Source organism: Neisseria perflava, assembly GCF_019334725.1.
In the GTDB taxonomy this organism is placed as follows: domain Bacteria; phylum Pseudomonadota; class Gammaproteobacteria; order Burkholderiales; family Neisseriaceae; genus Neisseria; species Neisseria subflava_A.
Genome location: NZ_CP079818.1, coordinates 487,530 through 513,513, shown reverse-complemented (window position 1 = coordinate 513,513; position 25,984 = coordinate 487,530). Strand labels below are relative to the sequence as shown.

23 protein-coding genes, 1 tRNA gene and 1 pseudogene are annotated in these 25,984 nt (G+C 51.2%); 12 read left to right on the top strand and 13 right to left on the bottom strand.

What is annotated here, in order from left to right; all coding sequences use genetic code 11:
* Positions 1–165: 165 nt before the first annotated feature.
* On the top strand, positions 166–1,095 hold the full coding sequence (gene ppk2 / locus LPB400_RS02600; protein ID WP_070583865.1) for a polyphosphate kinase 2: 930 nt from the start codon (positions 166–168) through the stop codon (positions 1,093–1,095).
* A 53-nt stretch (positions 1,096–1,148) separates the two neighbouring features.
* Here the strand turns inward: ppk2 and LPB400_RS02595 are convergent, their stop codons facing one another.
* From LPB400_RS02595 to tpiA, 5 genes are all read right to left on the bottom strand, one after another.
* Entirely contained in the window at positions 1,149–1,583 is a 435-nt protein-coding gene (locus LPB400_RS02595) for a pyridoxamine 5'-phosphate oxidase family protein (protein ID WP_070843303.1), read from the bottom strand.
* A gap of 53 nt (positions 1,584–1,636) precedes the next feature.
* Positions 1,637–2,194: a UbiX family flavin prenyltransferase gene (locus LPB400_RS02590; RefSeq protein WP_219089307.1), complete on the bottom strand. Its 558-nt coding sequence runs from the start codon at positions 2,192–2,194 to the stop codon at positions 1,637–1,639.
* A gap of 90 nt (positions 2,195–2,284) precedes the next feature.
* Positions 2,285–2,370: transfer RNA gene (locus tag LPB400_RS02585), tRNA-Leu, on the bottom strand.
* 15 nt (positions 2,371–2,385) lie between these two features.
* Positions 2,386–2,745: a preprotein translocase subunit SecG gene (gene secG / locus LPB400_RS02580; protein ID WP_003683944.1), complete on the bottom strand. Its 360-nt coding sequence runs from the start codon at positions 2,743–2,745 to the stop codon at positions 2,386–2,388.
* Between the two features lie 7 nt (positions 2,746–2,752).
* Positions 2,753–3,526 (bottom strand): triose-phosphate isomerase, encoded by a 774-nt coding sequence (gene tpiA, locus LPB400_RS02575; RefSeq protein WP_004519014.1) that lies wholly within the window; start codon positions 3,524–3,526, stop codon positions 2,753–2,755.
* Between the two features lie 182 nt (positions 3,527–3,708).
* Between tpiA and LPB400_RS02570 the strand changes: the two genes are divergently transcribed.
* Together LPB400_RS02570 and LPB400_RS02565 are read left to right on the top strand one after the other, a co-directional pair.
* On the top strand, positions 3,709–4,365 hold the full coding sequence (locus tag LPB400_RS02570; RefSeq protein WP_219089306.1) for a protein-L-isoaspartate O-methyltransferase family protein: 657 nt from the start codon (positions 3,709–3,711) through the stop codon (positions 4,363–4,365).
* 52 nt (positions 4,366–4,417) lie between these two features.
* Entirely contained in the window at positions 4,418–4,747 is a 330-nt protein-coding gene (locus LPB400_RS02565) for a rhodanese-like domain-containing protein (RefSeq protein WP_003679997.1), read from the top strand.
* A gap of 55 nt (positions 4,748–4,802) precedes the next feature.
* Here the strand turns inward: LPB400_RS02565 and LPB400_RS02560 are convergent, their stop codons facing one another.
* From LPB400_RS02560 to acpP, 3 genes are all read right to left on the bottom strand, one after another.
* Positions 4,803–5,495: a hypothetical protein gene (locus LPB400_RS02560; RefSeq protein ID WP_219089304.1), complete on the bottom strand. Its 693-nt coding sequence runs from the start codon at positions 5,493–5,495 to the stop codon at positions 4,803–4,805.
* A 181-nt stretch (positions 5,496–5,676) separates the two neighbouring features.
* Positions 5,677–6,924 (bottom strand): beta-ketoacyl-ACP synthase II, encoded by a 1,248-nt coding sequence (gene fabF / locus LPB400_RS02555; RefSeq protein WP_039861923.1) that lies wholly within the window; start codon positions 6,922–6,924, stop codon positions 5,677–5,679.
* Positions 6,925–7,085: 161 nt separating this feature from the next.
* The gene (acpP, locus tag LPB400_RS02550; protein ID WP_003679644.1) at positions 7,086–7,322 is read right to left on the bottom strand and encodes an acyl carrier protein; all 237 of its coding nucleotides are present in this window, start codon (positions 7,320–7,322) and stop codon (positions 7,086–7,088) included.
* Between the two features lie 252 nt (positions 7,323–7,574).
* Between acpP and LPB400_RS02545 the strand changes: the two are divergent.
* Together LPB400_RS02545 and LPB400_RS02540 are read left to right on the top strand one after the other, a co-directional pair.
* Positions 7,575–8,229 (top strand): annotated as a pseudogene (locus LPB400_RS02545) (IS1595 family transposase).
* 274 nt (positions 8,230–8,503) lie between these two features.
* Positions 8,504–9,961 carry a DUF389 domain-containing protein gene (locus tag LPB400_RS02540; protein ID WP_070734913.1) on the top strand — a complete coding sequence of 486 codons (1,458 nt, stop codon included), beginning with the start codon at positions 8,504–8,506 and terminating at the stop codon, positions 9,959–9,961.
* Between the two features lie 44 nt (positions 9,962–10,005).
* Here LPB400_RS02540 and LPB400_RS02535 read toward each other — a convergent pair whose 3' ends face one another.
* Positions 10,006–10,221, bottom strand: coding sequence for an aminotransferase class IV (locus LPB400_RS02535; RefSeq protein WP_225905451.1), 216 nt, complete (start codon positions 10,219–10,221; stop codon positions 10,006–10,008).
* Here LPB400_RS02535 and LPB400_RS02530 point away from each other — a divergent pair.
* On the top strand, positions 10,220–10,393 hold the full coding sequence (locus LPB400_RS02530; RefSeq protein WP_219089302.1) for a DNA topoisomerase: 174 nt from the start codon (positions 10,220–10,222) through the stop codon (positions 10,391–10,393). The genes LPB400_RS02535 and LPB400_RS02530 overlap by 2 nt on opposite strands.
* 248 nt (positions 10,394–10,641) lie before the next feature.
* Here LPB400_RS02530 and LPB400_RS02525 read toward each other — a convergent pair whose 3' ends face one another.
* Positions 10,642–12,657 (bottom strand): prolyl oligopeptidase family serine peptidase, encoded by a 2,016-nt coding sequence (locus LPB400_RS02525; protein ID WP_219089300.1) that lies wholly within the window; start codon positions 12,655–12,657, stop codon positions 10,642–10,644.
* A gap of 228 nt (positions 12,658–12,885) precedes the next feature.
* On the opposite strand from LPB400_RS02525, the gene LPB400_RS02520 reads away from it, so the two are divergent.
* The gene (locus LPB400_RS02520; protein ID WP_219089299.1) at positions 12,886–15,078 is read left to right on the top strand and encodes a TonB-dependent siderophore receptor; all 2,193 of its coding nucleotides are present in this window, start codon (positions 12,886–12,888) and stop codon (positions 15,076–15,078) included.
* A gap of 64 nt (positions 15,079–15,142) precedes the next feature.
* On the opposite strand, the gene ppk1 is transcribed toward LPB400_RS02520, so the two are convergent.
* Positions 15,143–17,200 carry a polyphosphate kinase 1 gene (gene ppk1, locus LPB400_RS02515; protein WP_049332845.1) on the bottom strand — a complete coding sequence of 686 codons (2,058 nt, stop codon included), beginning with the start codon at positions 17,198–17,200 and terminating at the stop codon, positions 15,143–15,145.
* A 208-nt stretch (positions 17,201–17,408) separates the two neighbouring features.
* On the opposite strand from ppk1, the gene fabI reads away from it, so the two are divergent.
* Together fabI and mscL are read left to right on the top strand one after the other, a co-directional pair.
* A complete protein-coding gene (gene fabI, locus LPB400_RS02510; RefSeq protein WP_003748060.1) occupies positions 17,409–18,197 on the top strand; it encodes an enoyl-ACP reductase FabI in 789 nt (262 codons plus the stop codon).
* A 387-nt stretch (positions 18,198–18,584) separates the two neighbouring features.
* Positions 18,585–19,028, top strand: a complete 444-nt coding sequence (gene mscL, locus LPB400_RS02505; RefSeq protein ID WP_070591900.1) for a large conductance mechanosensitive channel protein MscL — start codon at positions 18,585–18,587, stop codon at positions 19,026–19,028.
* A gap of 252 nt (positions 19,029–19,280) precedes the next feature.
* Here the strand turns inward: mscL and LPB400_RS02500 are convergent, their stop codons facing one another.
* The gene (locus LPB400_RS02500; protein WP_219089296.1) at positions 19,281–22,166 is read right to left on the bottom strand and encodes an Rne/Rng family ribonuclease; all 2,886 of its coding nucleotides are present in this window, start codon (positions 22,164–22,166) and stop codon (positions 19,281–19,283) included.
* A gap of 514 nt (positions 22,167–22,680) precedes the next feature.
* Between LPB400_RS02500 and LPB400_RS02495 the strand changes: the two genes are divergently transcribed.
* Both LPB400_RS02495 and LPB400_RS02490 read left to right on the top strand, forming a co-directional pair.
* Positions 22,681–23,667, top strand: coding sequence for an RluA family pseudouridine synthase (locus LPB400_RS02495; protein ID WP_107792173.1), 987 nt, complete (start codon positions 22,681–22,683; stop codon positions 23,665–23,667).
* Positions 23,668–23,677: 10 nt separating this feature from the next.
* A complete protein-coding gene (locus tag LPB400_RS02490) occupies positions 23,678–24,328 on the top strand; it encodes an HAD-IA family hydrolase (RefSeq protein ID WP_219089295.1) in 651 nt (216 codons plus the stop codon).
* A 65-nt stretch (positions 24,329–24,393) separates the two neighbouring features.
* Here LPB400_RS02490 and LPB400_RS02485 read toward each other — a convergent pair whose 3' ends face one another.
* Positions 24,394–25,200, bottom strand: coding sequence for a DNA ligase (locus LPB400_RS02485; RefSeq protein WP_107792175.1), 807 nt, complete (start codon positions 25,198–25,200; stop codon positions 24,394–24,396).
* A gap of 111 nt (positions 25,201–25,311) precedes the next feature.
* Between LPB400_RS02485 and LPB400_RS02480 the strand changes: the two genes are divergently transcribed.
* Complete coding sequence (locus LPB400_RS02480) at positions 25,312–25,950, top strand: MBL fold metallo-hydrolase (protein WP_107792176.1); 639 nt, start codon at positions 25,312–25,314, stop codon at positions 25,948–25,950.
* Positions 25,951–25,984 lie beyond the last annotated feature (34 nt).

Below are 25,984 nucleotides of genomic sequence, written 5' to 3'. Positions count from 1 at the left end.
TGTATTATACAAATAGGCTGATTATACGCTGTTTTTACAAAAATTATCAAACAAGCCGAAAAAAATCGCTTATGTGTAATTTTATGTAGGCTAACACAGCATAAAGAGGTAAAATCAAGTCATACCAAACCATATCATTTAAAACTTAATCGATAAGGAGACTTTATGGCAGACCACCAATTAGAACCGTTCGAGAATGTTGAACTGGGCGAGAAACAAGACCAGCTGCAAGTATTCGAAAAGGCTGTTTTGGAACACGAAGGACGCGGCACTGACGAAGATTCCAGCAGCGCACCGCTTCCTGCCAACTACCCGTACAAACAACGTATGCGCCGCTCTGTTTACGAAAAAGAAAAACAGAAGCTGCAAATCGAATTGTTGAAAGTACAAAGCTGGGTTAAAGATTCCGGTCAGCGTATCGTCAGCCTGTTTGAAGGCCGCGACGCAGCCGGTAAAGGCGGTACCATCAAACGCTTCATGGAACACCTGAATCCACGTGGCGCGCGCGTGGTTGCTTTGGAAAAACCAACCACTACCGAACGCGGCCAATGGTATTTCCAACGCTACATCCAAAACCTGCCGACCGCAGGCGAAATGGTATTCTTCGACCGCTCATGGTACAACCGTGCCGGCGTAGAACGCGTAATGGGCTTCTGCGAACCTAACGAATACCTGCTCTTCATGCGTCAAACCCCTGAATTGGAACGTATGCTGGTTGCCAGCGGCATCCATCTGTTCAAATTCTGGTTCTCCGTATCTCGTGAAGAACAACTCCGCCGCTTCATCTCCCGCCGCGACGACCCCCTGAAACACTGGAAACTGTCCCCTGTGGATATCCAGTCGCTCGACCGCTGGGACGACTACACCGAAGCCAAAAACGCCATGTTCTTCCACACCCACACCGGCGACGCGCCTTGGGTCATCATCCGTTCCGATGACAAAAAACGTGCACGTTTGAACTGTATCCGCTACTTCCTGCATCAGCTGGACTATCCGGGCAAAGACGTGAAAGCCATCGGCAAAGTGGACGAGAAAATCGTTTTGGTTCCCGATACACGTTACAAAGACAAAACTGTCGATCTCGGACACGATTAATTTGTAACATTACCAAAGGCCGTCTGAAATTTCATCTTTCAGACGGCCTTTTCTTAATCCTCGCGATTCCAGTACGTTTTTTGTGCGAATACCAATTTATTGTCAGTGAATTTCAAACTGTCCAAATTCAATGCCCAAACATCGCTTTTCATCACTCGAGCAGCAGGATGCGCTTTGTAATACAAAGACTGCGCCGCTTTCAAATCCGCTTCATCCTCAATCAAAGCGGCAGTCGCCGCAAACTGAATGCCGCTGATTTTTGCGATGCTGTCAGGTTGTCCGGCAATGGTACCGGCTACTTTGGCAGAACGACTCATCATTCCGCCATGCTTCGTTTTCAAAGATGTCAGCACAATCAATCGGGCATTCACCTCATCAAACACATAAAAACAGCAAGCTGCCCAAACTTCGCCCTCTTCCGCAGCAGCAATACTGACGACATGATGATTGCTCAAAAACTTCACTATATTGACAGGAATCGTTTGCATGGTTTTTATCTTCCTTCGCAGTAGACGAAATTATGCTCAGGCCGTCTGAAACATCAGCCCTGCCAGCGCGGCACATCGTTTTGAATGATGCCGAACAAGTCCAAAGCATGAGAGACGCTGTGTGTAATCATATCTTCGATGGATTCAGGCTTCTGATATAAAGCCGGAACGGGAGGAAACACGATACCGCCCATCTCTGTCACGCGGCGCATATTTTCAATGTGCGCCAAGTTTAACGGCGCTTCACGCACCATCAACACCAGCCTGCGCCGCTCTTTCAACGTTACATCCGCCGCACGGCTGAGCAAATTATCGGCAAACCCGTGAGCAACCGAAGCCAAAGTTTTCATTGAACACGGCGCAATCAACATTCCGTCCGTCAAAAACGAACCGCTGGCAATGCTTGCCCCGACATTACGGATGGAATGCACGACATCTGCCAAAGCATAAACGTCTTCTTTGGTGTAATCCGTTTCCAAAGTACGGGTCATTTCCGCCCCTTGTGAAACCACCAAATGCGTTTCTACCTGATGCGCACGCAAAAGCTGCAAAGCCTTCACGCCATACTGAAAACCGCTGGCACCGCTGATGCCGACAACCAAACGCTTCATTGTATTTCCCTGTCTCGGCCTAAAGATAAATAAAAGGCAGATTCTCAAGACGAAAAAATAACCGCTAAAAAGCGGTTAGATTTTCTAATGTGGTGCCGACAGCGAGATTTGAACTCGCACAGCCTACGGCCACTACCCCCTCAAGATAGCGTGTCTACCAATTCCACCATGTCGGCATAAATCAAATTGTCTTACTGCTGCTGAGGATTTGGTGCAACAGGAGTTGTATTGTTTTGTGCAGGCGTTGCAGGCTTAGGAGCTTGCTGGGTCTGCTTCACATCGCTGAAGTCTAAACCGTGCTTACTGGAGTGGGTGTGAATATACACCATCGCCATACAGGTCGCAAAGAAAAATGTTGCGGCAATGGCAGTCGAGCGGCTGAGGAAGTTGGCATTACCGGCAGAACCGAATACGCCTTGCGCGCTACCGCTGCCGGAACCGAACGTTGCGCCGGCATCCGCGCCTTTACCGTGTTGCAGCAATACTAACACGATTACGGCTAAAGCGGAAATAATATTAATGATCCAGATAAGGGTTTTAAAGGCTTCCATATGTTTTCTACGAGGCTTGTGCTGCGTTGATGATGGCGGTAAAGGAGTCATATGATAATGACGCGCCACCAACCAATGCGCCGTCTACATGAGGTACTGCGAAGATGTCGGCTGCGTTATCCGCTTTCACACTTCCGCCGTAAAGAACGCGGATTTTAACATCGCTTCCGCACAAAGACAAGATTTCTTTGTAGATAAATGCGTGCATATCGGCGATTTGTTCGACGGTGGCGACTTTGCCTGTACCGATCGCCCAAACCGGCTCGTAGGCAACGGCGATGTTTTTGGTGTTCAAACCTTGCAGGATGGAAAGCTGGTGGGCAATGACTTCGTGTTCTTTACCGGCTTCGCGTTCTTCCAAGCTTTCGCCGACGCACAACAATGGAATCAGGCCGACGTTGAGGACGTTTTCCATTTTGCGGCGTTGGATTTCGTTTTTCTCGCCGAAATAAAGGCTGCGCTCGGAGTGGCCGATGAGAACGATGTCTGTACCGATGTCGGCAAGCATTTCGGCGGACACTTCGCCAGTGTATGCGCCGTTATTCGGGAAACGGCTCACGTCTTGCGCACAGGTTAAGATGCGGTTGTTCAAAACAATCTGCATGGCGTTGTGCAGTTGCAACAGATAAACGGTTGGAGCGGCCAGGCCGATTAACACGCGTTCTGCGGTTGGCATGACACGGAAGCGGTGCATAAGCGCATTGTTGTTTTGGAGTCGGCCGTTCATTTTCCAGTTGCCGATAACCCATTTTTGGTCCCACATTCCGATTTGGTGATACATCTTTATTGCTCCGTGTGTTGGTTGTTGCTTGTTGTAGCGTCGTGTAATGTGAAAGTTTAGTGGATATATGTGCGCTTGGCAATTATTAACAAGCCTCGAGGCCGTCTGAAAGATGGCACACTCTCCGACAAGGATTTATAATGTATGCTTCGATAAAATTAAGAATTGAACGGAGCACAAATATGGACTTTGAAAAAGCGCGTTTCAATATGGTTGAACAGCAGATTCGTCCGTGGGATGTCTTGGACTTCGACATTTTGGATGCTTTGGAGGAGATCGGGCGCGAACATTTTGTCGGCGAGGCTTTTCAAGGTTTGGCCTATGCGGATATGGAGCTGCCGCTGGCCAACGGCCATAAAATGTTGGAACCCAAAGTCGTTGCCCGCCTAGCTCAAGGTTTGAAACTGAAAAAAGACGAAACTGTCTTAGAAATCGGTACAGGCTCAGGCTATGCAACCGCCCTGCTGTCCAAACTAGCCGGCAAAGTCGTGACCGACGACATCGACGCCGAGCAGCAGCAACGCGCCAAAAAAGTTTTGGACGAATTGGGCTTTACCAACGTCGATTATGTGCAAAACAACGGCCTGACCGAAGCATCGAAAGGCGCGCCTTTCGATGCGATTTATGTGGGCGGCGCAGTAGACAGCGTACCTGAAATTCTGAAAGAGCAACTGAAAGACGGCGGCCGTATGGTGGTCATTGTCGGTCGCAAACCGGTGCAATGCGCGCTTTTGCTGACGCGCAACGGCAATGAATTTTCCGAAAAGGTGTTGTTCGACACCGTCGTGGCACACTTGGAAGACAAATCGGCCAATCCGTTCGGCGATTTCGATTTTTAAACAACAGGCCGTCTGAAAATTCAGACGGCCTCATACTTTTATACCCGACCCTATGACCGACATTATCCAACTCTCGCCCACCGAATTGAAACAATGGCAGGACGAAGGCCGCGCATTTCATCTGCTCGATGTCCGCACCGATGAAGAACGCGCCATCTGCACCCTGCCCGCTGCCATTCACATCCCGATGAACCTCATCCCCCTGCGCCAAAACGAGCTGCCCGACGACGATTTACCCATCGTCGTTTACTGCCACCACGGCATCCGCAGCCTGCACACGGCAATGTATCTAGAAGATGCCGGATTTGAAAACCTTTACAACCTGCAAGGCGGTATTGATGCTTGGGCAATGCAGGTGGACAGCAAAATGATGCGGTATTGAATCGGTTTGATAAATAAAAGGCCGTCTGAAACTGGGTTTCAGACGGCCTTTACGATTATTTCACAAACCGTGCATCTGCCATAAACGGCCGTGTAGCGGCTGGTTTAGCGGAATAGAAGCGGGAGAAAGTGCTGTCGATTTTGGTCTGTATCGGCTTACCGTCCAATGTTGCCGATGCTTCCAATTTCACACCACCGCCACTGGTTTCGCCTAATTTCATATTTGGCAACGTCAGTTTGGCAATATTGAGTTTCGCATTTTCCACTTTGGTATCGGGAGACATCAGCTGTTTGCCGACCGGACGGATTTTTTCACCCTCATCATGAGGCGCGGCACCACCGTTATCGTCAACCACGCCGATATTAATCAATTTGGCAGACACCAAATCCATCTTGCCGTTTTTGACCGGAATACCGACAAACAGTTTTACGCCGCGATGAATGAACGTATTGTCCCGCCACTGAGTTTGGCCCTCTTTCGGCGGTTTGGTTTCTGCCGCCACCGAATAAGTGCGGCCCATAATCATCAATTTATAACCTGGAATTTTTTTCGAACCGAATCCATCGGTAATGTCTTCGACCAGTTGCGGCGCAGTCAGGGTTTCGTTTGCCAAAATACGGGCTGAAGTTTCTGCCAAATGGGCAGGCTTGCCGTCTATGGTCAATGCCTGTTCATGGCCGAAATCAGATGCAAATGTAGGTATAGCGGTCAGTGCGGCGGCCAATGCCAGAATACGGATGGTTTTCATTGCAGACTCCTGATAAAAATGTAATTGGGTTGATTACCCGATAAAATCCGGGCGATATTGATAGGAGTCGATATTTTTATATAAATGATACAGATTATCAAGAATATTTGTATTTTAAAATAAAAAAGGCCGTCTGAAACCTAGTTTCAGATGGCCTTTTCAATCTACTTAAAACCTTCTATCAGTCTTTGAAGCGTTTAAATACCAATGTGCCGTTGGTACCGCCAAAGCCAAAGGAATTGGAGATGGCAACGTCGATTTTCGCGTCACGCGCTTCGTTGGCACAGTAGTCCAAATCGCAACCGGCTTCAACGTCTTGTTCAAAGATATTGATGGTCGGCGGAGATTTTTGCTCGTGTACTGCCAATACACTGTACAACGCTTCCACGCCGCCAGCCGCGCCAAGCAAGTGGCCGGTCATGGATTTGGTGGAGTTAACGATGACTTTGCGCGCATGATCGCCCAAAGCGCGTTTGATGGCTTTGGTTTCATTGGCATCGCCCAAAGGAGTCGATGTACCGTGTGCGTTGACGTAATCAACGTCTTCAGGATTCAGGCCGGCATCTTTCAGCGCGCGGGTAACAGCCAATGCAGGGCCTTCTTCGTTAGGCGCGGTAATGTGGTAGGCATCGGAGCTCATGCCGAAGCCGACGATTTCAGCGTAAATTTTCGCGCCGCGTTTTTTCGCGTGTTCCAATTCTTCCAACACCAGCACGCCAGCGCCTTCGCCGATAACGAAACCATCACGGCCTTTGTCCCACGGACGGGAAGCGGTAGCAGGGTCGTCGTTGCGAGTGGAAAGTGCCTTCATGGCGGCAAAACCGCCAACGCCCAAAGTGCTGATCGCACCTTCTGCGCCACCGGCAATCATCACGTCTGCGTCGCCGTATTTAATCAGTCGTGCAGAGTCGCCGATGGAGTGTGCACCGGTTGTACAGGCGGAAACCATGCCGTAGCTCGGGCCGCGGTAGCCTTTGAGAATGGTTACGTGGCCGGAAATCAGGTTAATCAGCGAGCCTGGGATAAAGAAAGGATTGATTTTGCGCGCGCCGCCTTCGATAACGGCTTTGCCGGTCGCTTCGATGCTCGGCAGGCCGCCGATACCGGAGCCAATGTTGACACCGACGCGGTCTTTGTCGAGGGTTTCCAAATCATCCAAGCCTGAATCGTTGATGGCTTGCAGGGCGGCGGCGATACCGTAGTGGATAAACACGTCCATACGGCGCGCTTCTTTCGCGCTGATGTATTGGCCGATGTCGAAATCGCGCACTTCGCCGGCGATTTGGCTGTTGATGTCGGATGCGTCAAAGCGGGTAATCCGTCCGATGCCGCTTTTGCCTGCGAGCAGATTGCTCCATGCGGTGGCGACGTCGTTGCCGACCGGTGATACTTGGCCAAGACCTGTGATGACTACTCTTCTCTGACTCATGATAATCTCGCTGTTGGTTGTCGGGATTTTCGCGGCAGCCTTGCTCTTTTTCTTCGTGAAACGGGCAAAACTCATGCCGTCTGAAATTTCAGGGGTTTAATAATAAGGTAAAAGCCTCTATTGCGATGGCGCAGCAGAGGCTGGATGTTTGGTGCGACCGATTAGCCTTGGTGGGCGTTGATGTAGTCGATAGCCAATTGTACGGTAGTGATTTTTTCAGCGTCTTCGTCAGGGATTTCGCAGCCGAAAGCTTCTTCCAAAGCCATCACCAGTTCTACGGTGTCCAGAGAGTCAGCACCCAAATCGTCTTGGAAAGAAGATTCGTTTTTCACTTCGGCTTCGTTTACGCCCAGTTGTTCAGCAACAATTTTTTTAACTTGTTGTTCGATGTTTGACATGTCAGTCGTTCCTTTTCGCCTTGCGGCAGGTTGTTTAAGGGAAATAATTCGTCGGTATTGTACCGAATTCGGATAGAGTTTTCCATCTAATCCTGCATTTTAGCACAGATTATTCAGTAAAAACCTGTTGTTGTGCATATTAGCATAGCCTGATTTTAACCTACAAGCGGGAATTTGTTTTGTTACGTATTAACATTAACATTATTAAAAAAAGGGGCTGTACTAGATTAGCAGATATGTTACCCTCGAAATATGAAGATAACACACTGCAAATTAAAGAAAAAAAGTACAGAAAGAACTGCTTCGTTTTTTTGTACTCGAAGTTACCGCCCGTTCCGCTGCCGATATTTTGGGCATTCAGCCCAACTCCGCTATTCTGTTCTACTGCAAAATTCGTATGGTTATCCGCCATTATCTGGCCTTGGTTGCCGATGAGGTTTTTGAGGGCCCTGTCGAGTTGGACGAAAGCTATTTCGGCGGACGGCGTAAAGGCAGACGTGGTCGCGGTGCGGCAGGAAAAGTGGTTGTCTTCGGCATTCTGAAACGCAACGGACGGGTCTCTACCGTTGTGGTGGATAATGCCAAGTCTGAAACGTTACTCCCTGTCATTAAAAAGAAAATCATGCCGGACAGCATTGTTTACACGGATAGCCTGAGCAGCTACGACAAGTTGGACGTGAGCGGTTTCATCCATTACCGCATCAACCATTCCAAGGAATTTGCCGACCGTCAGAACCACATTAACGGCATTGAAAATTTTTGGAATCAGGCAAAACGCGTCTTGCGCAAATACAACGGAATCGATCGCAAATCTTTCCCGCTGTTCTTGAAAGAATGCGAATTTCGATTTAACTTCGGCACACCGTCCCGGCAGCTAAAAATCCTGCAAAAATGGTGTGAAATTTAGGGCTAATCTACTAGTACAGCCCCTTAAAAAATTTTGATGGCGGTTGCTGCTGAAAAAGTAGGAATTGGATTTGAGAGAAGGTTTTTGCATATGCTGGTTTCGTGAAGGCCTACGCAGGATCAGCGTTGTCAGCGTTTTCATGTGTATGCTAACCTTCTGCAAGGTATCTGCTTAATCATATTTGAAATCAGTATTAAAGCATAATTATCAGTATCCGAAATTCCAGTTAATTAAATATTCAGAGACAATCGTTAAGATTGATTTAAGGATGAAAATGCAAGACCAAGAAAACATTAAAAACCAAGAAGAACAAGAAAATCAGCCAAAAGAAGACAATGGTGCCATGACCAAGTTGCAAGATGTGTTCAATCTTGCGCATGACCAGGCCCATCCCGATAAAATTGATGCCGTCATCCGCGCCAATACTCGGGTGTCCGGAACCAATATGTGGGTATTGATGTTTGCCATTGCCGTGGCGAGTATCGGTCTGAATGTAAACAGCACGGCTGTAGTGATCGGCGCGATGTTGATTTCGCCGTTGATGGGGCCGATTGTAGGTATGGGTTACGGTTTGGCGGTAGGGGATACTGCGCTGATCCGTCAAGCCGTGCGCAATATTATTATATTCGTCGTCATCAGCTTGATTACCGCTACGTTGTATTTCCTGTTAACCCCGCTTAAAGAGGCGCAAAGCGAGCTTTTGGCGCGTACTCAGCCGACCCTTTGGGATGTGTTGATTGCCTTCTTCGGCGGTAGTGCGGGTATTGTGGCGCTGACTCGAAAAGAAGGAGGCAATGCCATACCGGGTGTGGCGATTGCTACCGCATTGATGCCACCCCTGTGTACTGCGGGCTACGGACTGGCACATGGCAACTGGCACTACTTTCTCGGTGCTTCATATCTTTTTGCCATCAACTGCGTGTTCATCGCTTTTTCGACCTTGTTGTTTTCCAAGCTGCTCAAGCTGCCGCGCAGGGGGTTGGTAACGGAATCCAAACGCCGGTTGCAAAGCATCATTATTACTGCCGTCGTGTTGGCTGTGATGATTCCGAGCGGCTATATGGCATCAGGACTGGTGCGTCAGGAGATCTTCAACACCAGAGCCAATGCCGCCATTGCCACTGCGCAGCAACAGGAAGGTTTTTTCGTGCTGCGTAAGATGTTGAACCACAGAGAAAATAAAGTCGGTCTGATTGTCAATGGAACGGGCAATGCCGAGAAAATTTCCGCCTTGCTGGTGAAAAGCCTTAACGCGTCGGGGGTGAAAGAGCCGAAGGTCAACGTGGTCTATGCGGGAGGGAACGATGCCAAAATCGAAGAATTGCTGGCAAGCCGAAACAACCCGGTTCAGCAGCAAAATGAGCTGAAAGAGCAGCAGGCCTATATCGATACCATACTGGCAGGCAAAGCCTCCGATATCGACGATGCAGCGGTACTCAAGGAATTAAAAGCCCAATATCCGGAAGCGGAAAAAATCGTTGTCGGACGCGGCTTGGCTTGGGATAAAGCGCAAACAACGCCTGTTTCCGAACAGTCTGAAAGCCAAAAAAACGCAGAACCGAAGACAGATACATATGACGATATCGTCGTTGTCTCTCTCGAATTGGAGCAGCCACTACCTGCCAAAGATCACGAGCGGATACAGGCGTGGTTAAGCCAGCGTTATGAGGGTAAGGTCGTGCGCATATTACAAACTCACAAGTCTCAGACAGATAAACCGTCTAATGAATAATCGCCTTCAGGCTTTATCCATTTCCGAGAAATCATTGATTGTTCCTAGTACACCAAATCCGCCTCAAACACGCCTCTCAAGGCGTTGGAGAGGCGGATTTTTTCTGCGCGTTCGAGCATGTCGCGGGTGATGTGCGTTTCGATGATGGTGTCCGCGCCCAAGTAGGTTTGCAGCTGCTGCAACACGGCTTGGCGCATGATGCCGTTGAGGATATTCAAATCCAGAGACGGGGTGAGACGGGTGTTTTTGTGCATGTTCATGTTTCAGTATTCTCCTGGAAATACTGTAAACAACGCTACTAGTTTCTACAGCATCGAGTTGATAACGTTCGCCCACACCGGCAAGGTTTTCTGCACCAAGGACGAGTTTGAGTTTCTCAAAGTCGATTTGGTCTTCGCAAAAGACTTCGGGAAAGATTTGTTTGAGTTTTAATATATTGTTTTGTTTGAAATTATTTTCTAAATCGTGTATAATTTTTCGGTTCGGTTGCCATAATTGCGTCTTCCATCAATGATCACTTACAAAGTGTCCATTTTATCGGGATATGTTGAAAGTTAAAAGAAAAGAAGGCCGTCTGAAAAACTTTAATATTCGTTTTTCAGACGGCCTTCTTTTTACTTGCCGAAACAAGAGTATTTTGTTTCTCAACTTTACAAAACGGTCAGTCCTGCTGCTTGCTTCTACCCCAAAAACTCTTTCAAAAACAGCAACACGCAGGCCAGTTCATCGGCGGATTCGCGTTGCGTGCCGTTGCCAGTATGGCCGCCGCCGTCGGGCGAGTAGAGCCAAGATTGCGGCGAGGTTTCGCGCAGTTTGGCGTAGAACTTGAGCGCGTGGGCGGGATGGACGCGGTCGTCGCTGAGACTGGTGGTAATGAGCGCTGGCGGATAATCGATGCCGTCTGAAAGATTGTGATACGGCGACAATTCGCCCAGCCAGCGTTTGCAGACTTCGTATTTCTGCGGATTGCCATATTCATCCGTCCAGCTTGAACCGGCGGACAGCAGCGGATAGCGGATCATATCGGTCAGCGGCACTTCGCACACCAGCGCGCCTATGCTTTGCGGTTCGCGCACGAAGGCGGCGGCGGTAATCAGGCCGCCGTTGCTGCCGCCCTGCAAACCGATGTGTTTGGGCGAACTCATGCCGCGTTCGGACAAATCGCGCACGACAGCCAGCAAATCGTCGACGCTTTTGTGTTTGCTCACGCCTTGCGCCGCCTGATGCCAGCGCGGGCCGAATTCGCCGCCGCCGCGGATATTCGCCAACACGAAGGCGTTGCCCTCTTCCAACCAATATTTGCCGACGCTGCCCAGATAATGCGGTAATTCGGGAATGCCGAAACCGCCGTAGGCATAGACTAAGGTCGGCGTGTCGGGGGCGGCGTTTTTGCCGACGTGGAAATAAGGAATGCGCTCGCCGTCGGCCGAAGTCGTCCAAAACTGTTGCACGTTGATGCCGTCTGAATCAAACTGCTGCGGCTGGCGGCGCATGACGGTCAGCTCCATCACGTTCAAATCCAGCGCAAACAGCGTCAGCGGCGTGGTGAAATCGCTGGTGGCAAGGTAAACCACGTCGCCGCCCCACGGTTGGTCGGTCATTTCCAACGCGCCCGAAGGCAGGCGCGGCAACTCGACTTCCTGCCATTTGCCATCGGCAAAGCGCCACGCTTTCAGACGGCCTTGTACGTTTTCCAGCAGGCTCGCCACCACAAAACGCTTGGTCGTTTCCACGCTTTCCAATGCCTGCGTTTCATCGGGCGCAAACAAAAGCTGCGCCGCACCCAATTCGCCGCGGTTTAATTTTACGGCCACCAGCGCGCCGCTCGGATAGCTTTGGTTCGCGCGGTTCCAGTCCTTGCGCAGCGTCAGTAAAAGATGCCCCGCCAGATAGCCGACCACATCGCAATCATTGGGCAGGTTTAACGGTTTTGCCTCGCCGTCAGACGACACCTGCAAATAGGTTTTGGTGTAAAAACCGTCCGACGCTTCAATCAAATCAATCGGCGAACCCTGCGGATCAAGGTAACGCCACGCGTTCACCATCATCGCACCTTTATCGATTTGGTACACCGGCAGGCTTTCCTCGAAACTTTTGCCGCGCTCCACCAGCCACACTTCGCGCGGATAGCCCGATTCGGTCAACTGGCGTTCGTCCCAAGCCGGACACACCCACACGCTGTTTTCATCGCGCCACGACACATGGTTTTTACCTGCCGGAAAGTGAAAGCCACCTTCTACCACCCCCCCTGCTTCCAAATCCACTTCCAGCGTGTACGCCGTATCGCCGCCCGATTTGCTTAGAGTCAACAGCGCGCGGTTGGGCTTTTCCACCAAGTGCGACACACCGCCCAAATACACATCGTCGCCGAGCAATTCGTCGAAATCCGCCACTGAAAACAGGATTTTCCACTCAGGATAGCCGGAACGATAAGTCGCCGCCGTGCACACGCGGTACACGCCCTTCGGATACTCCGCGTCCTGATGGAAATGGTACATCCGCGCGCGGTGTTCCTGACAAAACGGAATCTGCCGCGTGTCCTGCATCTGCGCCAAAATGCCGTCAGACAATTCGCGTGCTTTGTCGTTTTCTAAAAAACGCGCGCGCGTTTCGGCATGCGCTGCGGCGGCAAAATCTTGCGTTTCGGGAGATTCGAGGTTTTCAAAATGGAGATAGGAATCAGGGTAGGATTTCATAGGAAAAGGCCGTCTGAAAGATTGGGAAACGGAATTATAACGGCAAAGCCTACTTGCCAGACAGTTTATACGAAATGAATAAGCTGTCTTTAATCCCCGTCATCCCACTTGAAAATTATTTCTTCTTTTTAAATAGGAATAAAATTTATTTATTTTCGCGATTAATGTAAAATAACGCTCCCTTTTATAAACAATATCGAGATTTCCATTATTAACAAGGATTAAATAATGTTTCGCTTTACTCCCATTGCATTGATTTTGCTTACAATCGGCAGTCAAAGCCAGGCTGCAGGCAATAATGACACCGATGCACCCGCCGAACAAAAAGTAGATTTGGAAACCGTACAAGTCCGAGGTCGCCGTTTGGTGATGGAGACAGGTTACAAGGCTGAGCGGTCGGACATCACCGGCGTGAATACCTCCATCCTGGATACACCTTACAGTATTGACACGGTAACGAAGCAACAGCTTGAGGACAAGCAGCCACATATGTTGGAAGATGCACTGGTGGGCATCAGCGGCCTGCATCAGGGCAACAATATGGCGGGGACGCTGGATGCGGTTGTGAAGCGTGGCTACGGCGGCAACCGCGACCATTCCGTGATGCGCAACGGTGTGGAATCGACCCAATCGCGCAGTTTCACGGCAACCGCCGAGCGCGTGGAAGTGTTAAAAGGGCCGGCATCTGTACTATACGGTGTGCAAGACCCCGGCGGCGTCATCAATATTGTTGCTAAAAAACCGCTTTATCAAGCGGAAAACAGCATCAGCGCGACAGTCGGCAACCACAATATGCGCCAAGTCGGTCTGGACACGACCGGCCCCATAGGCAACAGCGGCTTTGCTTACCGCTTCATCGCCGACTATCTGGGTAAAGAGCATTGGCGCGAACACGGTTCGGAACACAGCAAGTTCCGCCAAAACGTCCTCGCTCCATCGATTTCTTGGCAGAACGGCCGCACCAAGTTTTTAGCTGCATACGAATACCAAAACTATTCTGTCCCCTTTGACCGGGGTACCTACCTGGATTTGAGTCCCAAAAACAAAGATTCCGTCAGCTACGGCAAGCCTATCGACATTCCGGCGCGCCGCCGCTTGGACGAGCCTTTCAATATCTCCAAAGGAGACGCACACAACCTGCAAATCAGCGGCGAACACAAACTCAACAATAATTGGACCGTCAAAGGCGTGTACGGTTACAGCCGCAACCTCTACAACGACTGGCAGGCGCGCATCATGTCTTACAACGCCGCTACCCGCCAAGTCGTCCGCCGCGTGGACGGTACGCGCCCCGCCAAACACGAAGGGCAAAACCTGCAATTCTCGCTCAACGGTCTGGTTGACCAAAACGAAAACATTACCCACAAACTGCGCTTCGCCGTCCAAGCCCAAGACAACACTTTGTCCTTCGGCGATATGTACCGAAGCAAAAATATCCCGGGCTTCTCCATCGACAACCCGCAATACGTCGGCGACAGCCTGATCGCTTCCTCCGGCACCAAGCCCAATGCCAAAGACAGCGGCCAATACGAGCGCATGAAAACCGCCGCAATTTTGATGCAGGACAACGCTTATATCGGCGACAAATGGATATTGTCTGCCGGTCTGCGCGGACAATACTACCGCAGCATTTCCGGCAAAGGCTACGGGGTAAACCGTTTCCGCAACTACAGCGAAGGCTTCAAACTGCTGCCGCAAATCGGCGCCGTCTATCTGTTGCGCCCCGACTGGTCGATTTATGCCAATTATGCCCAATCGCTCAACCCCAATGCGGCCCGCGGTACCGATTTCAAAGGCAAAGAGCTGCCGCCCGAAACTTCGCGTTCGTATGAAGTCGGCACCAAATACAATGGCAAGTTGCTCAGTGCCAACCTCGCCCTGTTCCACATTACCAAACGCAACATCATCGGCACTGTGGACGACGAAACCCGCGTAACCGGCAAAAACCGCGCTTACGGTGCCGAAATCGATGTCAACGGCAAAATCACCGACAAGCTCGGCATTTCCGCCAACTACACCTATACCGACACCAAAATCCTCGAAAACGCCTCCAATCCCGCCGTTGTCGGACAGGCTTTTGACAGCGTGCCCGAACACGAAGCCGGCCTGACCCTGACCTACGATTTCGGTAAAGCCCTGGGCGGCAACTGGCGTGTCGGTGCAGGAGCGCGCTATATCGGCTCATGGGGTGTGGGCGACACACGCGGCAACTGGTTCACCCTGCCGTCCGCTACGGTCTATAACGCCTTCGCGACCTACGACACCAAAGTCGGCAAACTGCCCCTGACCGTCCGCCTCACCGGTAAAAACCTCGGCAACAAAGTGCATTACATCTCCAGCACCGGCTCAAACAGCACTATGCCCTTCCTCTCCATCGGCGAACCGCGTACTGTTACCCTCGGCGCGAAGCTGAGTTTCTAAAATAACGCTGAGCAAAAAGGCCGTCTGAAACCTGCGTTTCAGACGGCCTAAGACATTATTTAACTCAACGTCCGTATATTTTCCACAAACCTTCCTGCAAACCAAACGCAGGCTCGCCGTCTTGCGGCTGGGTGCGAACATAGCTGCCGTCAGGCTGCATCAGCCAAGCCTGGGTATTGTCTTCCAAGGCCATTTCCAAACCTTCACGGATCACGCGTTCTTTGAGTTCGGGTGTGGTAATCGGCGTGGCAACTTCAATGCGGCGGAAGAAGTTGCGCCCCATCCAGTCGGCGCTGGAGATAAAGGTATCGTCTGCGCCGTTGTTATGGAAGCAATACACGCGCGAGTGCTCGAGTTGGCGGCCGATGATGGAGCGGACACGGATGTTTTCGGACAAGCCTTTTACACCCGGACGCAAAGTACACATACCACGCACAATCAAGTCGATTTGCACGCCTGCCGCGCTGGCTTGATACAGCGCATCAATTACGCTCGGCTCGATGAGGGAATTCATCTTGGCGGTAATCCGCGCCGGTTTGCCTGCTTTGGCGTGTTCGGTTTCCTGCTTGATGCGGTCGATGACCATTTTGTGCAGGGTAAACGGGCTTTGATAGAGCTTGTTCAGACGGCCCGGCTTGCCCAAACCTGTGATTTCCATAAACAGAATGTTCACATCGGCAGTGATTTGTTCGTCGGCGGTGATGATGCCGAAGTCGGTGTAGATGCGCGATGTGCCTTGGTGGTAGTTGCCGGTACCGAGGTGGGCATAACGCTTGAGCACGCCGTCTTCGCGACGGATAACCAAAGCCATTTTGGCATGGACTTTGTAGCCGAATACGCCGTACACGACGTGCGCACCTGCCTCTTCCAGCTGTTTCGCCCAGTTGACGTTGTTGGCTTCGTCAAAACGCGCCATCAGTTCGACAACGACGGTTACTTGTTTACCGGCAAGGGCGGCCTTCATCAATGCGCGCACAAGCTCGGAATTGCTGCCGGTGCGGTAGATGGTCATTTTGACGGCCAATACATCCGGATCGGCTGCAGCCTCGCGTATCATTTGGACAACCGGATCGAAAGACTGATACGGGTGGTGCAGCAAGATAGGCGACTGTTTAACCAGTTTGAATACGGAGCCGTTTTTGCGCAAGGCTTTCAGACGGCCTGCATTGCGCGGCGGAAACTTCAAATCTGGCCTGTCCACCAAATCGGGGACGGCATTGAGGCGCACCAAATTGACCGGCCCTTTGACCTGATACAGCTCGGCAGAAGTCAGTTTGAACTGGGCAAGCAGGAAGTCGTGAATATGCGCCGGACAAGTATCCGCCACTTCCAAGCGCACGCCGTCGCCGTATTCGCGGTCGTGCAATTCGTTTTGAATCGCGGCACGCAGGTTTTTCAAATCTTCTTCATCAACCGTCAAATCACTGTCACGCGTGAGGCGGAACTGATGGCAGTCTTTGACCTTCATGCCGGGAAAGAGTTTGCCGACATGGGCATGCAAAATCGAAGACAAGAACACAAAGCCTGCATCGCCGCCGCAAATTTCAGACGGCATGGGGACGACGCGCGGCAAAATGCGCGGAGCCTGCACAATCGCCATTCCTGACGGACGGCCGAACGCATCCGTGCCTTCAAGTTCGACGGCGAAGTTGAGCGATTTGTTTAACGGGCGCGGAAACGGGTGTGACGGATCAAGTCCAATGGGTGTGAGAATGGGCAACAGCTCGTTGTCGAAATAGTTCTCGATCCATTTTTTCTGCGCGGCCGTCCATTTGTGGCGGCGATAGAAATGAATGCCGGCGCGGCTGAGTGCAGGCTGCAATACTTTGTTAAACAGATCGTACTGCTCGCGGATCAAGGCCTGCGCCTCTTTCGCCACCGCTTCGATGGTTTCGGCCGCGGTTTTGCCGTTGTCGAGCAGCTGATGCGGACGCAATTTGTTTTCGCGTTTCAACCACGCCATGCGCACTTCAAAAAATTCGTCCAAATTGGAAGACACGATGCACAGGAAACGCAAACGTTCCAACAAAGGAACTTTCGTATCCTGCGCCTGAGCCAGTACACGGCGGTTAAACGCCAACAGGCTGAGTTCTCGGCAAAGAATGCGGTTTTGCTCGGGCATGGTTCACTCCTGAAACATCGGTCATTAAGACTATCAAGTATAACGTTTTGCCGCCGTTCCGTCAGGTTTCAGACGGCCCCGGCAGACAACCTCATCCCTATTTGAGGCAAGACAAAGAATTATCCGTTGTTTTCTATGCCGAAACAGCGGTTTTTGCTATAATGCGCAGTTTAATGCAACCGCAATACCACTGCTAAAGGATAAGAAAATGGGCTTTTTGCAAGGCAAAAAAATTCTGATTACCGGCATGATCTCCGAGCGTTCCATCGCTTACGGCATCGCCAAAGCCTGCCGCGAACAAGGCGCGGAATTGGCATTTACTTATGTTGTCGACAAACTGGAAGAGCGCGTCCGTAAAATGGCTGCCGAACTCGGCTCCGAACTCGTGTTCCGCTGCGACGTTGCCAGCGACGACGAAATCAACCAAGTTTTCGTTGACTTGGGCAAACACTGGGACGGCTTGGACGGCTTGGTTCACTCCATCGGCTTCGCCCCTAAAGAAGCTTTGAGCGGCGACTTCCTCGACAGCATCAGCCGCGAAGCGTTCAACACCGCTCACGAAATCTCCGCATACAGCCTGCCTGCACTGGCAAAAGCCGCCCGTCCGATGATGCAGGGCCGCAACGCCGCAATCGTTGCCCTGAGCTACTTGGGCGCCGTTCGTGCCATTCCTAACTACAACGTTATGGGCATGGCCAAAGCCAGCCTCGAAGCCGGCATCCGCTTCACTGCCGCTTGCCTGGGCAAAGAAGGCATCCGCTGCAACGGCATCTCCGCAGGCCCGATCAAAACCCTGGCTGCTTCCGGCATCGCCGATCTCAGCAAACTCTTGGGCCACGTCGCTTCCCACAACCCATTGGGCCGCAACGTTACCACCGAAGAAGTCGGCAACACAGCCGCCTTCCTGCTGTCCGACCTCGCTTCCGGCATCACCGGCGAGATTACCTACGTTGACGGCGGTTACAGCATCAACGCGCTGAACGACGAAGAGAACTAAACAGCTTTCACGCAAAACGCACTTTCATGATGAAAGTGCGTTTTTTATGCGCATGAAACATGATTGTCGTATGCTTTGGCGTATTATGTTACTAACATTACAACATTATCATTTCATCTCATTTAAAAGGCAAGATAGAGCATTGATTCCAAAGATAACATTCATGTTATCTGATACTTAGCCACTAATAAAAAGTGGTGCAAAAAAGTAACAGAAAAATTTCAGACGGCCTGTTTTTCATACAGAAGGCATAGAAGCAGGGCATTTTTGGCCTAAAATACAAAATTTAACATTAATGAATTTTTCTTAACCGATAAAGCGTTAATATGCCTGCCAATTTATTGAATCACATCTGATTTTGACTCAAACACATACAGGAGATTAATTATGTCAATCGCTTCAGAATTTAAAGAATTTATTATGCGTGGCAACGTGATCGACCTCGCAGTCGGTATGGTTGTCGGTACAGCATTCAGCGGCATCGTCAAATCATTGGTTGACGATGTAATCATGCCTCCTATCGGTCTGCTGATTGGTGGCGTTGATTTCTCCAACCTGTTCATCACGCTGAAAGACGGCGCACAAGCCGCTCCTGAAGCTGGTTACGCCAGCCTGGCGGCCGCTCAAGCAGCCGGTGCCGTTACTTTGAACATTGGTCTGTTCATCAACACTGTGATCAGCTTCCTGATCATCGCCGCTGCCATCTTCTGCGTGGTTAAAGCCATCAACTCCGTGAAAAAAACCGAAGCTCCTGCTGAAGAAGCACCAGCAGAGCCTAGCGAAGAAGTTCTGTTGTTGCGCGAAATCCGTGACTCTCTGAACAAAAAATAATCACAATACCTAAACATACACACAAACCAAGGCCGTCTGAAACCATTTCAGACGGCCTTTTCTCATATCAATCTATTTCGTTAAGTCCTTCTCATTGAAAGAATCACGCCCTTCCCTTTCTCAGCAAGCAATCCTGCTTTTTCAACCATGTAGCAACCCTCATAGCAAACACAAAGAAAATGAGCAGCGCACCTCCTTGCCAATAAAAAAGCCCAATGCGTTCAACATCGGGCTTTTAATGGAAAACCAATCTTAGTCTTTGCGTGTTTCCACCAAAATCATTTCGACTGCTACGTCTTCCACTTCTACTTTAGGTACATCCGAACGGCGTGTTTTAGCAACCAGTTCAGGTTGTGGTTGCGCGGCAAAAGCGGCAACGGCTTGCGGATCGGTTTCAACGAAGATCAAATCGCCTAAGCTCTCAGGCACAACGATTGCAACAGGCGCTGCTTCGGCTACGGTTTCAGTTTGTGTGGCAACAGTTTCGGTTGGCACTTCGGCTGGTGCAACAGTAGCCGTTTCATTCGGAGACAATACTGCAGAAATGGCTTCTTTGACGTTGCTGACTGCAGAAGCAAGCAGGGCTTGTTCGGCATCAGCGCCTTCAGTTTGCGCGACGGCAGGTTCGTCTTCGCTTTCAATCGCAAATACGAATGGCTCTGCGCTGGCAACTTCAGGCTCGGATACCACAATTACCAGCGGCTCGGCTTGGTTGCTTTCAGAAGACAATGTCGCATTTGCAACTTCAACCGTTTCGTTCAAACCCAAAACATGCGCTACGGCAAAGAGGACTTTGTCGGCGGTATCGGTAATGTTCAGGTATTGCTCGATTTTTGCCGAAGACGGAATATTGCGTTTTTTGCTGTTGGAACGGCGGTCGTTGCGGTTGTTGCGCTGACGGTTGTTGCGGTCGCGTCCTTGACGGCCGTTGTTTTTCACACCCTCTTCGCTGCGGGCGTTATCGTCCGCTTCAACTTGCGCCTGTTCGCCATCGGCTGCTTGAATGTTCGCGTCCTCAACACGGTTTTCCGCAGATTGATGACGGTTGCGCTCGTTACGGCCGTTGTTGCGGCGGCGTTTATTGCCGTTTTGTTCCGCTTGGTTTTCAGACGGCATCTCAGCCAGTGCAACCACTTCTTGAACGTTTACGTCTTCAACCACTTCCTCAACACGGTTGCGCTCGTTGTTTCGATCATCGCGGCGGTTATTACGGTTGCGGTTGCGGCGGCTGTCTTTACGCTCGTCGTTGCGGCTTTCGTTTAATTTGTTTTCTTCAAACTTGCTGTCGGCAGCTTCAGCATTCACTTCGCGCACTTCGACTTTGCTGCCGTCGTGTTTGTTGTTGCGGCGTGGATTTTGACGGCGGCTGTTTGAACGGCGGTTGCTGTTTGGGCTGCGGTTGTTTGCCGTGCGTTTTTCGGCAGGCTCTGGAGCAACTGCGGCAGGGGCAGGCTCGCCGCCGAAAATGCGTTTCAACCAAGCTTTGAAGCTGTCCCACCAAGAGGCTTTTTTCTCAGGGGCGACAGTCGGTGCAGGCTGGGTATGGCGCACGCCTTTGACAGCTGGCTCAGGACGGGAAGCTTTGGCTTTTTCGCTGCCGAAAGGTTTGGCGGATTCGTCTTCTTCCGGCTCGGCAACGCGTTTGTAGCTCGGTTCGCCGTCTTCTTCTACGTCGTCAATGCGGATACGGTTGATTTCGTAGTGCGGGTTTTCCAAGTGGATGTTTGGAATCAGGATGACGTTCACATCCAAGCGCTCTTCCATCGCAAACAGCTCGGCGCGTTTTTCGTTCAACAGGAAGGTGGCAACATCGACAGGCACTTGTGCGCGTACTTCGCCGGTGTTGTCTTTCATCGCTTCTTCTTGAATGATGCGCAAAACGTGCAAGGCGGTGGATTCGATGCCGCGGATGACGCCGGTACCGGCACAGCGCGGACACGCAACATGACTGCTTTCGCCCAAAGCCGGTTTCAAACGTTGGCGGCTCAATTCCAAGAGGCCGAAACGCGAAAGTTTGCCCATTTGCACGCGGGCGCGGTCTTTTTTGAGCGCGTCGCGCAGGACGTTTTCAACATCGCGTTGGTGTTTCGGATTTTCCATGTCGATGAAGTCGATGACGACCAAACCGCCCAAGTCGCGCAGGCGCATTTGGCGGGCGACCTCTTCGGCGGCTTCCATATTGGTTTTGAACGCGGTGTCTTCAATATCCGAGCCGCGTGTAGCGCGCGCAGAGTTGACGTCGATGGAAACCAGGGCTTCGGTGTGGTCGATCACAATCGCGCCGCCGGAAGGCAGGCTGACGCTGCGTGAGAACGCGCTTTCGATTTGGTGTTCGATTTGGAAACGGGAGAACAGCGGCGTGTGGTCTTGATAGAGTTTCAGACGGCCTACATTGCTCGGCATGACATAGCTCATGAACTCGGCAACTTGGTCGTAAACTTCTTGATTATCCACCAGAATCTCGCCGATATCGGGACGGAAATAGTCGCGAATCGCACGAATCAGCAGCGAGCTTTCCATAAAGAGCAGGTAAGGGTCATGGTGTGCTTTGCCTGCTTCTTCAATGGCTTGCCAGAGTTGCTTGAGGTAGTTCAAGTCCCATTCCAACTCTTCCGCGCTGCGGCCGATGCCGGCGGTGCGGGCAATAATGCTCATGCCGTTCGGAATATCGAGTTCGGCCATGGCGGCTTTCAACTCTTGGCGCTCTTCGCCTTCGATACGGCGGGATACGCCGCCGCCGCGCGGATTATTCGGCATCAATACCAAATAGCGGCCGGCCAGGCTGATGAAAGTGGTCAGCGCCGCGCCTTTGTTGCCGCGCTCGTCTTTTTCGACTTGGACGATAACTTCCATGCCCTCTTTGAGCACGTCCTGAATACGCGCCCTGCCGCCTTCGTAGTCGCGGAAATATGAACGCGATACTTCCTTAAACGGCAAAAAGCCGTGGCGGTCGGTTCCGTAATCGACGAAACACGCTTCCAGCGACGGCTCGATGCGGGTAATGATACCTTTGTAGATATTGCCTTTACGCTGTTCTTTGCCCAGCGTTTCGATGTCCAAGTCCAAAAGGTTTTGGCCATCGACAATGGCAACGCGCAGCTCTTCGGCCTGCGTTGCGTTAAATAACATTCTTTTCATAGTCACCTCGTGAACAGCGGCCGTTTGATTTGTGAATATCTTTTTCAGACGGCCTGTCTGTCCGGTTGGCACTCTTCAAAGGCAAGATGGGAAAATCCCCGTGTAACCAGTATTTGATTTGAAATCCGCAAGGTTGCATGCTTGAGCTCAAGCCATGTGCGGACGGATTCGGATAAAGAAGGAAATAAAGAACAATGCGGCGGAAAGGTTGATGGTTCCGCTGCCGTCCGAATGCTGATGTTTCGGACAAAATAAGGCAGCCTACATCTTCTTATTATCGTAGCGCCGGTAATTTCGGACGGTGCTGCGCGGACTGCGTCTTACGCCCGGCCGGACGGCAGGTTCAATTCAAACTTAATTACGGGATTGCGTTTGCCGGCTTTGAACAAACACAAGGAAATGCTTTGCGGAGTGCGTTTTTAATATAAAATCTCGTTTTAACAATAAATCCGTTTCAGACGGCCTGCGACGGCAGGTTCGGGTCCCGAAACGGACGTTTGGGATTATAGAGAAAATGCACGCAATACGCAAAGATTCAGTCAACCTGATTGCCGTTGCCGAACACGAGGAAGGCCAACGCCTTGATAACTATCTGATAAAAATCCTCAAAGGCGTCCCGAAAAGCCATATCCACCGCATTATCCGCGCCGGCGAAGTGCGACTGAACAAAAAACGCTGCAAACCCGACAACCGCATTCAGGCAGGCGATACCGTCCGCATTCCGCCGATACGCATCGCCGAAAAACAAAGGCCGTCTGAAAGCCAGGCCGCGCCAGCACGCGAGTTTGACATCGTTTATGAAGACGATGCGCTTTTGGTCATCAACAAACCGTCCGGCGTTGCCGTCCACGGCGGCAGCGGCGTGAGCTTCGGCGTCATCGAACAAATCCGCCGCGCCCGCCCCGAAGCCCGCTATCTCGAACTCGTCCACCGCCTCGACAAAGACACCAGCGGCCTTTTGATGATCGCCAAAAAACGCAGCGCGCTTGTCAAACTGCACGAAGCCATCCGTAACGACCACCCCAAAAAAATCTACCTCGCGCTGGGCGTAGGCAAACTGCCGAACGACAGCTTCCACGTCAAGCTCCCCCTGTTCAAATACACCGGCGCACAAGGCGAAAAAATGGTGCGCGTCAGCAAAGACGGCCAATCCGCCCACACCATCTTCCGCGTGTTAAACCGTTTTTCAGACGGCCTTTTGCACCAAGTCGGCCTTTCCGACCTGACCTTTGTCGAAGCTACTCTGAAAACCGGCCGCACCCACCAAATCCGCGTCCACCTACAATCGCAAGGCTGTCCCATTGCCGGCGACGAACGCTACGGCGACTATCAGGCCAACAAACGCCTGCAAAAACTCGGTTTGAAAAGAATGTTCCTGCACGCTTCCGAGCTGCACCTCGCCCATCCGCTGACCGGCGAAAAACTGATCCTAAAAGCTCCCCTGCCGCAGGAATTGGCGCAATTTGTTTTAATGCTGGAAAATCAGGAAAAGGCCGTCTGAAAGGAAACCCATGAAACCCAAACTCATTATTTTCGACTGGGACGGCACGCTTGCCGACACCACCAACCCCATCATTCACACCTTTCAGCAAAGCTTTGCCGATTGCGGCCTGCCCGTTCCCGAAGCCGACCAAATCCGCCCGCTCATCGGATACAGCCTCTCCGGCATCATTCGCCGCCTTGCCCACAACGTCAGCGAACACATTCAGGAAACCCTGATTGAGACCTATGCCGCGCACTACCTCAATCCCAACAACCACAACATGACTCTGTTCCCCGAAGCCCTGCCCTGCCTGCAACGCTTGAAACAACAAGGCTATTGGCTTGCCATCGCCACCGGCAAAGGCCGAAGCGGCTTGGACAAAGCCATCGCACAAACCGACACTCAAGACTTTTGGCTGGAAACCGCCTGCGCCAGCGAATATCCGTCCAAACCCGCGCCCGATATGGTACTTGCCCTCTGTGACCGACTGGGTATTGAACCGGAAGAGGCCGTCGTCGTCGGTGACACCACCCACGACCTAGAAATGGCCGCCAACGCCAAAATCCGCGCCATCGCCGTCACCACCGGTGCACATACTGCCAAACAGCTTTCCTCCATGCCCCATGTTGCCATGCTCAATAGCTTGGCCGAATTGCCCGATGTATTGGAAACCATATAAAAGGCTATACAACATCTATATGAAAGGCCGTCTGAAACCTATTTTCAGACGGCCTTTCATTTGTTTTATCGATCCGAGCGCACCCTGACAAATGTTGCAAATTTCGGCGTTCCCTTTTGCGTAAAACCACGATAACGGTAAGTAATCAGCGCACCGATTTTCGGCGGATGGTCGCGGTCTTTATCCTTAAAACCGCTGCCGATACGAAACTCGCCATATTGGTTTTTGCATCCTACCGCACCCAAACGCCCGACATTGCGCCCTTTGCCCTCATAATGACGCGTCACCGTACATTCATCATCATATTCACTTTTCAGCTTCAACAGCTGCCCATTTCTACCGCCTGCATAACGGGCTTCAGGTTGACGCAGCATCACACCTTCCCCACCCAGCGCTTCGACTTGTTTCAAAAAATCCAAAGCATGCTGTTTGTCGCGCACCTTGACTTGCGGAATAACCGTAAACCGTGCCGACGGGTGTGATTTCAGCCATTTCGAAGCCGTTTCCAGACGCTGATACAGATTACCCTGCGCCTGTGGCACATCAAAAACATGCAAGCGGATGCCGTCCCAAGTTCCCGAGGCAGAACGCACCGTCGCGGAAATTTGCTCAAACCGCCCTCGTCCGCTGTACAACTCACCATCCATCGGAAACGGCGGAAAACCTGCTGTAAAACCTTTGGGCGGTGTAAACGCATAACCCTGACGACTGACCAGCTGCCTGCCGTCCCAATAAGCGCGTACGCCATCCAACTTTTCACTCATGGCCCAACCGGCAATATCTTGATTTTTATATTCCTGCGCCAACAACAAATCTGCACCAAACGCCGCAGAGATGAAAGAAGCCGCAAAAATCGGTATCATGGTTCGCATTACATTATTCATAAGACACTTTTCCAGACTTGCTTTTTATTATATGTGCATAATAACAAAAGACCGTCTGAAACGTAAACAACATTAAATAAGCCTTTCCCAGGAACACCCATGGCACTCCAATTTGAAATCAACGCCGTTACCCCTTTCCGTCAAAACTGCACGCTGATTTGGGATGACGAAACTAAAGAAGCCGTTTTGACCGATGTCGGCGGCGACGTTCCCTATTTATTGCAACAAGTCCAAAACAAAGGCCTCAAGCTGACGGCCATTTGGCTGACCCACGGCCATCTTGACCACGCAGGCGGCGTGGTTGAACTTTTGAAAACCTGCGACGTACCCGTTCTCGGCCCGCACAAAGACGACGAATTCCTGCTCCAAGCCCTTCCGCAAACGACGGCGCAATACGGCTTCCCCGTTTCTCCGTCATTCACGCCGACACGCTGGTTGGAAGAAGGAGAAGCGCTCAAGGTCGGCAATCACAGCTTCCAAGTCCTCCACATTCCCGGCCACACTCCCGGCCAAGTCGTTTTTTACAACGCCGAAAATGAACTTTTAGTCGCAGGCGATGTTTTATTTTATGAGACTGTCGGTCGCACAGATTTTCCACGCGGCAATCATGATGACCTCATAAACAATATCTGCGCTAAACTATTAACCCTGCCCGAAACCACGCAAGTTATAGCCGGACACGGCCGTATGACCAGTATCGGGCATGAGAAAAGGTACAATCCGTTTCTGGTTCGTTAATATGAATGTTGTATAAAGCCAACATTTTGGCATA